Source organism: Nostoc sp. NMS7 (assembly GCF_017115085.1).
Classification (GTDB): Bacteria; Cyanobacteriota; Cyanobacteriia; order Cyanobacteriales; family Nostocaceae; genus Nostoc.
This window is the reverse complement of record NZ_JABXKJ010000020.1, coordinates 1-10,684: the sequence shown is the minus strand read 5'-3', so window position 1 is coordinate 10,684 and position 10,684 is coordinate 1. Positions and strand designations below refer to the sequence as shown.

The window sequence follows — 10,684 nt, the reverse complement described above, 5'->3', positions numbered from 1 at the left end:
GAATTGGGGATAGGAATATACCTGGCTATTTGGCATTGAGCCAAGATGGAGTATTGATTAATTGATAACTGTATCAACGGGACTAACTTTTGTATACTTTTCGTCTGTAGGCTCGTACTCTTCTAACAGCACTCGCTTAAGAAATCGCTTGAGAAAAATATCATCAAGTCTATGGTTTTCAGATGGATTTAACAGAAATGCTAAAAAATTTGAATGGCGTAATTCTTGACGTACAACACCAATCGCTTCAAAAATATTAAATTGAGCGAGTTTTAACTCCAGTTTTTCTAAATCTTCATTATCAACAATCAAACTTTCCAGCAATGCTCGTTCTGTGGGGGGTATTGTCATTACTACTGAATTTTTTACTGGTACGACAGTTGTATTATTCCCAGAAATTCAGCAAAAGTTACTCTTGTAGATTAAGAAATATCCAACCAACTGCGATCGCCACTGCCACCACAAGCACTCTAAAACTTTCAAACGCGATAATACGGCGCTTAAAATCTGGCTTTTTCTGCTGTGTTTTTTTTAATACAGCAAAGCAGCGCTTTAAAGCACTCTTGGTTTTAATATTTTTTCCTGACTGGTTTCTCCGTAGGTCAGGGATTTTTAACGACGCTTTGGCTTATTCAACCGCCTTGATGGTTACTAGACCGTTCGAGGTTTTGCAATCCCCTTTACCGTGGGCAGTTACACGGTCAGTCGTTGGCTCACTGTACGCATTGAAGGCACTCAAACGCCGGGCATTAAGCAGCCAAGCTGAGTCGATTCTACCTTAATTTGGTGGAAATATATGCGATCGCAAATCGGTTTTTTGATCGGTGTCTAACTTTCCACGTTAAACCGATTCAGACAATCAACATATTCCGAGAAAGATTAGAGAAAGTCGCCCAAACCCTTGCTAGATCAACAAAGTGCGATCGCGCACTACTGGATACGCCGATCGCGCACTACAAGAAGGAACCAACGTGCAGTACAAGTAGCGACGAACGCGCAGTACAAGTAGCGACCAATGGGGATTTAGCCCACACCTCAAGCCCAGTCCAGCTAACCGTTCTAGACCCCTCAGAGATTACGGCAAAAACTACGCACGAGATTTCGCAAAATATACGCAACGGCGCAGAAAAAATATGTATAGAGAATGATTATCAAATAGTAAGTATTTCAGAGGTAGAAGTATTACAAGAAACTCAGCAAGAAGCCAAGGATCAGGAATTAAAATCTCAAGAACAGCAAAATATTTTCAAGGAGATAAATATTGCGGTGGGGGCGGAATATTCTTTTAAAAAAGAAAATACGCCAAATTGGGTACAGGAGTATGAGGATAAAATTCGTTTAGGGAGTACCCTACCGCGCTCAGAACTGCTGAAACTAGCCGAGTTTAGGGTTGGGAGACTATGCCAATATTTATCGGGACTCTGCGCGGGTTTTGGATGCAAATCCCAATGACATTAAGCCAGGAGTAAACCCGGAGACTGGTGCAATTACAATTCGGCATCGAGATGGCAGAACGGCAGAGGCGCAGAAACTTTTCTTACTCAAGGTAAAGTCAAGCGATGCCGAAGGCGACAAGCTACGCCAAAATGAATAACCTATTATTGCCGCAACGCTGGGGAGTTTAATTTAACTTGGCTGTCCCAAACTCCCCCGTATTCTTTACTGCGATCGCTTTCATTGAAGTAGCGGGAAAGCTCAAAGATTTGGAAGTTGAGGGATATTTATTTACTCCTATCTTTCGCCCCTTTGGTTGAGCAGCGCTATCGAGTGAAAGTACAACATCGTTCGTGAATTTTCCCCAGGATGGGAAATTTACCTCATTACCGATTCACGACGATGAGCTTCTACAACCCAATGTCGAGCCATTTTTATCATCATGAATAATAAAGAATGAAAATGGGAATAATAGTACTGATATTAGATATTAGAAAGAAATGAATCAACAACACTACACTAGACTTTTAGATACTAAAGAGTGCCAAGAGTGTGACCTAATGAAAGCTGATTTACATGAAATAGACCTACACAAAGCGGAGCTACGTCGTGCTAATCTTAGCGGTGCTAATTTGAAGAAAGTTAATCTGAGTAACGCTGATTTAGGTCAAGCCGCTCTAAGGGAAGCCGATCTGAGTGATGGTGTTCTATCTGGAGCAAATCTAACCTTAGTAGATTTGAATTGTGCTAACTTAAGTAATGCGAATTTGAGCTTTGCAATCATTAGTAGTGCAACTCTTAGTGGTGCAGACCTAAGTAATGCTCGATTGTTCAATACAATATGGGATGATGGCATAAACATAGAGGGAGCCAATATAGAGGGAGCCGATTTCAAGGAAGTCTTAAACTTAACTCCAGAGAAAGTCAAAACAGCTAAAAACTGGGAAAAAGCCCACTACGATCCAGATTTACGCAAACAACTAGGCTTACCAAAGACATCTGATTAGAGCAATTCCTCATCTCTTGGCTCATCCAAGATTCCTTGAGCCTTGAAACTTGATTTTCCCGATCCGGGGATTGACCCCAAAATTGCGATCGCTTTTTCCCGGAACGGGAATTTTTACCAGAGTTCAACAGCCAGTACTTCTTCTATTTAGGTCTTGCCGTTTCCAAGGATCAGTTTCTACCTCCCGCAGCGATCGCACGGTGATTGGATGAATCCGCAATTGCGATGTTGAATCACCATCTACAGAAGTGATGTTAATCAAATCCAGTAATTCTTGTGGACTCATGGCAGGATTTTCTCGTATGCAGTCCATTAAAGATCCTGCAAAATTTCGTTGACGCTGCTGCCAATCATGGGGGTATGCTCGGTCTAGAAACCATTCCCAAATTGAAGTGTCGGACAGCATGTGTTCGGCAATCTCTAACTCAGATTCCGCTTCCACGACGATAAAAGATGAGTCATACACACCTTCATCGATTACGCAGGTAATCAAAAATAACATAGCATCACAGAACCCTAAATTCTATGTAAGTTACACGCGATCGCTGCTTGGAGGATTTAGACTCAGACTCTTACCGCAGTGTAGTGTGGTGATATCAAAATCGCTATCGGTTGCTTTAAAGAACAAGCTTACTTCTCCTATTTTAAATTTACTATGCTGCTTGAGAGTTAAGCCCCAGGCAAGTCATTGGCATTCCCCCTCGATGCGGTAAACCCTACCCTCCCCCGACATCAAATACTTTTAGCGAAATAACGATTTCGTTCTTTGTTTAAATCGTTTTTTCTTGCTATAACGAAGTCTGGACTTGAACAAATAACGAAAACACGATATAAATAAATCGCTCTTGGGCGAAAGGACGAAAGCACGATGACCGTATTAGTGGGTGTCATCTCCCAAAAAGGCGGTGTTTCCAAAAGCACGATTGCTAGGTTGATTGCCCGTGAATATGCGGCGGCGGGCTGGGATGTAAAAATTGCGGACTTGGATATTTCCCAAGGGACTTCCACAGACTGGAAGCAACGTCGGGAAGTAAACGGTATCCAGCCGGAGATTGCAGTTGAACAATTCCGCACCGTAGCTCAAGCACTTAAACACGCTGATGTTTATGACCTCATGATTCTGGACGGGCCACCACATTCGATGCAAGGAACATTAGAGATAGCCCGCGCAAGTCATTTAGTAGTCCTGCCCACAGGCTTGTCACTAGATGACCTCAAACCGTCTGTACTGTTGGCGCATGAACTGATAAACGCCAAAATCCCTACGGATAAAATTATTTTTGTTTTATGTCGAGTCGGCGATCGGGAGAACGAAATTGAAGAAGCCCGATCGTATATTCGTAAGGCTGGCTATAACACAGTGGCTGGCTCAATCCCTGAAAAGACAGCTTACCGACAAGCTTCTGATAATGGTCGCGCTCTTTCAGAAGTTACCTTCCCTACGTTAAAGCAACGGGCAGAACAAGTCGTACAAGGAATTATTGATTTATTGAATGAGCAGGAGGCATAATATGGCAACCAAACCACCACGACCACCTCACAAATCAAATAAAGGTGAACCTCCTAGTATTGATGAAACAAAGTCAAATTTGGAGAAGCCCGATCCAGGGGAAATTTCCAACTTGAATTTTAAAGTACCTGCCGAGTTTAAAAAGGATTTTAAGATTGCGGCTGCTACTTACGGTTGTACCCAAGTCGAGCTATTGCAACGGATCTTCAAATACTGGACAGATAATCATGGCTAGTAAAGATTCGTCATTTAGCGAAAAGACGAAAAGACGATTTCTTGCTTTCTTCTTTTAGCGATTTCTGATTTCATAGTTTTCAACACAAGATATACTGACAAAGCATGTTTTGTCAGAAACTCGGCTGAATCGGTTTTACAGGGCAATGGAGGTTTAGCATAACTTTCTGCACCACTGCTCATTTCACGCCGTAGGTGCAAGATATCAGCCAAGCCAGTAATATTAAAAATCTCACAGTAAAGCTAAATGTTCGAGCAAACCTTTAAAAATATTGATGACGTTCTCTGGAAAGAGGCGGGTTGTACTACAGAGTTAGATTACACGGAGCAAACCTCTTGGCTGCTGTTTCTGAAGTATCTGGACGATCTGGAGCAAGAACGCGCACTGGAAGCGGAGTTAGCGGGGAAGTCCTATGAATTTATCATTGATGAAACGCATCGCTGGTCGGCTTGGGCGGCTCCCAAGAAAGCGGATGGCACGGTGGATCACGATCATGCGCTGATTGGGGACGATTTGATTGATTACGTGAACCGCCAGCTATTCCCCTATCTCCAGGGATTTAAGCTACGGGCTACCAGCCCAGATACCATCGAGTACAAGATTGGTGAGATTTTTAGCGAAATTAAGAATAGATTTCAAAGTGGTTATAGTCTGCGAGATGCGCTGGAATATATTGATGAGCTAAGGTTTCGATCGCAGCAGGAGAAACATGAGCTTTCCCATCTCTATGAAGCCAAAATCAAAAATATGGGGAATGCGGGGCGCAATGGGGGGGAGTATTACACGCCGCGTCCGTTGATTCGAGCCATGATTCAGGTGGTGAAACCGCAGATTGGCGATCGCATTTATGATGGGGCTTGTGGATCTGCGGGGTTTTTGTGTGAGAGTTACGACTATTTGCGTCAGGGTAATCTCACGACAAAACAGCTTGAGCAACTTCAGACGGCCACTTTTACAGGTAAGGAGAAGAAGAGTTTAGCTTATGTGATTGCCATCATGAATATGATTTTGCACGGCATTGATGCGCCGAACATTATCCACACAATACGCTGACGGAAAATCTCAGCGATATTCAAGACAAGAATCGCTTTGATGTGATTTTAGCTAATCCGCCGTTTGGGGGCAAGGAGCGTAAGGAGGTACAGCAGAATTTCCCGATTAAGACTGGGGAAACGGCGTTTCTGTTTTTGCAGCATTTCATCAAAATCCTGAAGATGGGCGGTAGGGCTGCGGTGGTAATCAAAAATACCTTCCTGTCAAATTCGGATAATGCTTCGCGGGCTTTGCGCCAAGAACTTTTAAGTAGTTGCAATCTGCACACGATTTTGGATTGTCCCAGTGGGACGTTTATCGGGGCGGGGGTAAAGACGGTGGTGCTGTTTTTTGAGAAAGGAAAGCCCTTTGACTCCGTTCAGGGAACGCCTTTATTTTCTCAGGGAAAACCTTTAAATCAGGGGATGGCTACTCAGAAAATTTGGTATTACCAACTCGAACCGGGGCGGAATATGGGTAAAACCAATTCTCTGAATGATGAGGATTTGCGGGAGTTTGTGGAGCTACAGGCTAGGTTTGCGGAAACAGAAAAGTCTTGGCTGGTGGATATTGCTGATGTGGATCGGGTAACGTTCGATTTGTCGGTGAAGAATCCGAATAAGGCTGAGGAATCGCTGTTACGAGAACCGCAGGAAATTTTGGATGAAATTGCTGCTTTGGATGCGGAGAGTGCTGAGATTATGGCAGGAATTGGGGAAATGTTATGAAAAAAAACTGGGTAAAGAAAAAGATCGGAGAAATAGGAAAAGTGCAAACTGGCTCTACTCCTAAAACCTCAAAAAATGATAATTTTGGTGACTATATTCCATTTATAAAACCACCGGACTTTTTTAAGAATGGCTCTTTAGATTATAAAAATCAAGGAATTAGTGAAATTGGATTAAATCAAGCAAGGCTTGTCGAAAGCAATTCAGTTTTGATGGTTTGTATAGGTGCAACCATCGGAAAAGTTGGCTTTACTAAAAGACAGGTAACTACTAATCAACAAATAAACTCTTTAACACCTTTGAATGGTGACTGTGCGAAATTTCTCTTTTACCAAATGCTTACTCAAAATTTTCAACGAAAAGTCTTGGATAGTTCAGGGCAAGCGACTCTGCCTATAATCAACAAAACCAAATGGAGTAATTTATCTCTATATCTCCCACCACTCCCCGAACAAAAGCAGATTGTGGCGATTTTGGATGAGGCGTTTGAGGGGATTGATAGAGCGATCGCGAACACCGAAAAGAACTTTGCCAACGCCCGCGAACTGTTTGAAAGCTATCTAAACGCCATCTTCACCCAGAAAGGCGACGGGTGGGTAGAGAAGAAGTTGGGGGTTTTGTTAGATACTTTAACTGATTATCATGCAAATGGAAGTTATGAAATATTAAAGCAAAATGTTACATTGTTAGACAATGATGGGTATGCGTATATAGTTCGGAGTACCGACTTCGAGAACAACTTCACAAATCATCTAAAATATATTGACAAGCACGCTTACGAATTTCTTAGCAAAAGCAAAGTATTTGGTGGAGAAATAATAATAAGCAAAATAGGTAATGCAGGAAAAGTTTATCTAATGCCAAGTATAGACAGACCCTGTTCTCTGGCTATGAACCTATTTTTATTAAGAACCGACGTAGAGCAAATACAAAGTAATTATTTGTATTTATTTTTAGAATCCAGGTTTGGGAAGGTGCAAATTTCTGAACGTTTAAATGGTACTACTACAAAAACAATACGCAAAGATGGAATCAGATCACTGAATATTTTAGTGGCTCCACTTCCAGAACAAAAGAATATCGTTGACAAACTAGATTCTATTGTTTTTGAAACCCAACGCCTCGAAACCATCTACCACCAAAAACTCTCCGCCCTCAACGAACTCAAACAATCCATCCTGCAAAAAGCCTTTACTAGCGAACTCACCGCAGACACTGCTAACCAGACAACAAAAACCGCTAAGGAGGGAATTGCCGCATGAAGGTGGGATAGCTGCACTAGACTAGAAGTAGGTTGAATTGACTCGATATTTAACAACACTATCACCATCTATGAAAGCAATTGAAACCACAGCGACAATTAATGAGAGTGGACAACTTACGCTCGATAAATCGCTGGGATTCATCAAACCACAGCGCGTTCGTGTTATCGTCTTACTTTCCGAAGATGACGAAACCGATCCAGATGAAACACCTACAGAAGTTGTTATAGAAGGTATTCGCCAAGGTTTACACGAGGCTTTAACTGGACAAACTATTCCCCTCTCAGAAATGTGGTCAGGCATCGATGCAGAGTGAACCATCGCCAATCCAGATTGCTCTTACACCTCGTTTTAAAAGGGATCTTCGAGAACTGGCCAAACGCTATCGTTCAATTCGTACCGATCTCCAACCCTTAATTGACCAACTTCAAGCAGGTGAAATCCTTGGCGATAGAATTGCTGGAGTTAAATATCAGGTTTTCAAAGTTCGTCTCAAAAATAGTAACATTCAAAAAGGAAAAAGTGGAGGCTATCGAGTCATTTATTATCTGAAAACTGATGAAGGAATTATACTCACTACAATTTATTCCAAATCCGATATTTCAGATGTTAGTAATGAAATAATTGAATCCGCGATCGCGCAATACGAGCAAGAAATTCAAATAGCCGATAATTCAGATGCATAAAGGGATATGCTTCCCTCGATCCACAAATTGACACGACTTAAGACTAAAGGCTTTTTGCCGCTTTCATGCCGCACTTTTAGTACAGAAGCATCCTCCTGAGTCGGGTATATCCTTAAGCGTTTTTAACAAGTATCATTAAAAAAGCGGTATCGATGTTGCCAAATACCTTACCGTATTACCACCCAAAAAGTTGTTACAGGCTAAACTGCAAGAAGCGATCGCTACTGCCCGCCGCCGACTGCCATATTCCAAAGACGAGCCATAATGAACGAAGCCGAAACTCGCGCTGAACTAATCGACCCCGCACTCAAAGCCGCAGGCTGGGGCATGATCGAAGGCAGTCGCATCCGCCGCGAACTCATCGCCCCTGGTCGCTTGGTTGGCAATGGTAAACGTGCCCAATCAGACATCGCCGATTATGTTCTCGTCTATCGCGGTGAAAAACTTGCAGTCATCGAAGCCAAAAAACGCGGATTGCCCGATACCGAAGGCTTAGGACAAGCCAAAAAATACGCCGAAAAATTGCAGACGCGGTTCGCCTACTCCACAAATGGCATCGGACTTTATCAAGTAGATATGCACACAGGTGCAGAAGGCTACGTCAACCAATATCCTACCCCCGACGAACTGTGGGATGTTACCTTTAGCGAAGCCAACGAATGGCGAGATCGCTTTGCTGCCATACCCTTTGAAGATATAAGCGGCACAAAAGAAGCTCGGTATTATCAACATAACGCCATTAAGCACGTTTTAGAAGCGATCGCTCAAGATAAAAACCGGATCTTGCTAACGATGGCAACAGGCACAGGTAAAACCTTCATCGCCTTCCAACTCGCATGGAAACTCTTCCAAAGCCGATGGAACCTCAGCCAAAAGCCCACCCGCCGCCCTCGCATTCTGTTTTTGTGCGATCGCAACATTCTCGCCAACCAAGCTTATAACGACTTTTCGGCATTTCCCGATGATGCCCTAGTTCGCATCGACCCTGAAGCCATCAAAAAACGGGGCAGAGTCCCCAAAAATGGCAGCGTCTTCTTCACCATTTTCCAGACCTTCATGACTGGACAAGACGAAGAAGGCAACTCCACCCCAAAATTCAGCGACTATCCCCCCGACTTTTTCGACTTCATCATCATCGATGAATGTCATCGCGGCGGAGCCAATAACGAAAGCACATGGCGCGGCATCCTCGAATATTTCTCCCCAGCAGTCCAACTCGGACTCACCGCCACACCAAAACGTGAAAACAATGCCGACACTTACGCTTACTTCGGAGATCCTGTCTACACCTACGCCCTCAAAGACGGCATCAACGATGGATTTCTCTCACCCTTCAAAGTCAAGCAAATCGAAACCACCCTTGATGAATATATCTACAGCAGTGAAGATGACCTCATTGAAGGCGAGATAGACTCAACCAAAACCTACACCCAAACCAACTTTAATCGCATCATTGAAATCGAAGAACGCGAACGCTATCGGGTGCAATTATTCATGGAGGCGATCGACCAGAACCAAAAGACCCTAGTTTTTTGCGCCAGTCAAGATCATGCCCTCGCCGTCCGCAACCTGATCAACCAAATGAAGATTAGCTCCGACCCAAATTACTGTGTCCGCGTTACCGCCGACGATGGTAAACTCGGAGAACAGCACCTCAGCACTTTCCAAGATAACGAAAAAACTATCCCCACCATTCTCACCACTTCCCAAAAACTTTCCACTGGTGTTAATGCCCGAAATGTTCGCAACATCGTATTGATGCGCCCCATCAATTCCATGATCGAATTTAAACAAATCATCGGTCGCGGTACGCGACTATTTGACGGTAAAGACTACTTCACCATCTACGATTTCGTTAAAGCTTACGAACATTTCAATGATCCTGAATGGGATGGCGAACCTCAAGAACCTGTAGTAGTCAAAAAGCGTGAAGGTGTAGATAAATACAAAGTCTCCACAACAGACGCTGGCAAAGATAGCATCGAAACTCCAGAAGAACGCCGCCCTCAAAAAATCAAAATCAAACTTGCTGACGGCAAAGAACGCACCCTCCAGCACCAAATGTCCACCAGCTTCTGGAGTCCAGATGGTAAACCCATGAACGCTGCTGAATTTGTGGAACGTCTCTTTGGCGAAATTCCCGAACTATTCAAAGATGAAGACGAGCTACGAGCAATATGGAGTCGCCCCGACACCCGCAAAGCCTTATTAGAAGGACTGGCAGAGAAGGGCTACGGGGAGGAACAACTCACCGACATTAGCCGCCTGATCGATGCCGAGAAAAGCGATTTATATGATGTGCTGGCTTATATCGCCTATGCCTCTGCACCCATGAGCCGCCGAGAGCGCGTCCTTGCTCACAAGTCCTTAATCTTCTCGCGCTATATCGGCAAACAGCAAGAATTTCTCGACTTTGTACTGGAGCAATACATCAAAGCCGGGGTGGGGGAACTTGATCGTTCTAAATTACCTCAACTGTTAGAGTTAAAATATCATGCTGTTCGTGATGCTGTTGAAGAACTAGGGAGCGTTGCGAATATCAGTGAAGTGTTTATCGGGTTTCAGCAGTATTTGTATTCACAGGACATGGCAGCTTAATTGGGCAGGTAACTGGATGCCTATATTTGTTTTTAAATATACTAAGGTGTTTTTCGATCCATCTTAAGCGCAAATTGACGGAACCCCGAAAATAGGAGAAGGAGTACCTGATTCAGTTTACACTCGCTGCATAGTAATTAGGGCGTGTTTTCAAACTCGTTATATCCTAGAAAAAAGGCGATCGCTATATAGT

Annotated in this window: 14 protein-coding genes; 12 read left to right on the top strand and 2 right to left on the bottom strand. The window is 43.5% G+C overall.

The features are described from left to right. Positions 1-57: 57 nt before the first annotated feature. The gene (locus HWQ38_RS01495; RefSeq protein ID WP_292789463.1) at positions 58-351 is read right to left on the bottom strand and encodes a PD-(D/E)XK nuclease family protein; all 294 of its coding nucleotides are present in this window, start codon (positions 349-351) and stop codon (positions 58-60) included. 432 nt (positions 352-783) lie between these two features. On the opposite strand from HWQ38_RS01495, the gene HWQ38_RS01490 reads away from it, so the two are divergent. The 4 genes from HWQ38_RS01490 (at position 784) to HWQ38_RS01475 (ending at position 2,441) form a co-directional block, all read left to right on the top strand. Next, complete coding sequence (locus HWQ38_RS01490) at positions 784-1,452, top strand: hypothetical protein (RefSeq protein ID WP_292789461.1); 669 nt, start codon at positions 784-786, stop codon at positions 1,450-1,452. Continuing rightward, positions 1,433-1,594 (top strand): hypothetical protein, encoded by a 162-nt coding sequence (locus HWQ38_RS01485; RefSeq protein WP_292789459.1) that lies wholly within the window; start codon positions 1,433-1,435, stop codon positions 1,592-1,594. The genes HWQ38_RS01490 and HWQ38_RS01485 overlap by 20 nt, the downstream gene beginning before the upstream one ends. Positions 1,595-1,631: 37 nt before the next feature. Then, a complete protein-coding gene (locus HWQ38_RS01480; protein WP_292789458.1) occupies positions 1,632-1,754 on the top strand; it encodes a hypothetical protein in 123 nt (40 codons plus the stop codon). Between the two features lie 180 nt (positions 1,755-1,934). Further along, entirely contained in the window at positions 1,935-2,441 is a 507-nt protein-coding gene (locus tag HWQ38_RS01475) for a pentapeptide repeat-containing protein (RefSeq protein ID WP_292789456.1), read from the top strand. Between the two features lie 123 nt (positions 2,442-2,564). Here the strand turns inward: HWQ38_RS01475 and HWQ38_RS01470 are convergent, their stop codons facing one another. After that, complete coding sequence (locus tag HWQ38_RS01470) at positions 2,565-2,942, bottom strand: hypothetical protein (protein ID WP_292789455.1); 378 nt, start codon at positions 2,940-2,942, stop codon at positions 2,565-2,567. Between the two features lie 366 nt (positions 2,943-3,308). Here HWQ38_RS01470 and HWQ38_RS01465 point away from each other — a divergent pair, with 366 nt between their 5' ends. The 8 genes from HWQ38_RS01465 (at position 3,309) to hsdR (ending at position 10,491) form a co-directional block, all read left to right on the top strand. Then, positions 3,309-3,950: a ParA family protein gene (locus HWQ38_RS01465; protein ID WP_292789454.1), complete on the top strand. Its 642-nt coding sequence runs from the start codon at positions 3,309-3,311 to the stop codon at positions 3,948-3,950. Between the two features lies 1 nt (position 3,951). Next, the gene (locus tag HWQ38_RS01460; protein ID WP_292789452.1) at positions 3,952-4,185 is read left to right on the top strand and encodes a hypothetical protein; all 234 of its coding nucleotides are present in this window, start codon (positions 3,952-3,954) and stop codon (positions 4,183-4,185) included. A 246-nt stretch (positions 4,186-4,431) separates the two neighbouring features. Further along, positions 4,432-5,238, top strand: a complete 807-nt coding sequence (locus tag HWQ38_RS01455; protein WP_292789450.1) for an N-6 DNA methylase — start codon at positions 4,432-4,434, stop codon at positions 5,236-5,238. A 41-nt stretch (positions 5,239-5,279) separates the two neighbouring features. Continuing rightward, positions 5,280-5,945, top strand: a complete 666-nt coding sequence (locus HWQ38_RS01450) for an N-6 DNA methylase (RefSeq protein ID WP_292789448.1) — start codon at positions 5,280-5,282, stop codon at positions 5,943-5,945. Beyond that, positions 5,942-7,207, top strand: coding sequence for a restriction endonuclease subunit S (locus HWQ38_RS01445; protein WP_292789447.1), 1,266 nt, complete (start codon positions 5,942-5,944; stop codon positions 7,205-7,207). Before HWQ38_RS01450 ends, HWQ38_RS01445 begins: the two co-directional genes overlap by 4 nt. 70 nt (positions 7,208-7,277) lie before the next feature. After that, positions 7,278-7,523 (top strand): hypothetical protein, encoded by a 246-nt coding sequence (locus HWQ38_RS01440; protein WP_029634102.1) that lies wholly within the window; start codon positions 7,278-7,280, stop codon positions 7,521-7,523. Continuing rightward, entirely contained in the window at positions 7,513-7,893 is a 381-nt protein-coding gene (locus HWQ38_RS01435; protein ID WP_292789445.1) for a type II toxin-antitoxin system RelE/ParE family toxin, read from the top strand. The genes HWQ38_RS01440 and HWQ38_RS01435 overlap by 11 nt, the downstream gene beginning before the upstream one ends. Positions 7,894-8,157: 264 nt before the next feature. Further along, complete coding sequence (hsdR, locus tag HWQ38_RS01430) at positions 8,158-10,491, top strand: EcoAI/FtnUII family type I restriction enzme subunit R (RefSeq protein ID WP_292789444.1); 2,334 nt, start codon at positions 8,158-8,160, stop codon at positions 10,489-10,491. The last annotated feature ends 193 nt before the right edge of the window (positions 10,492-10,684 follow it).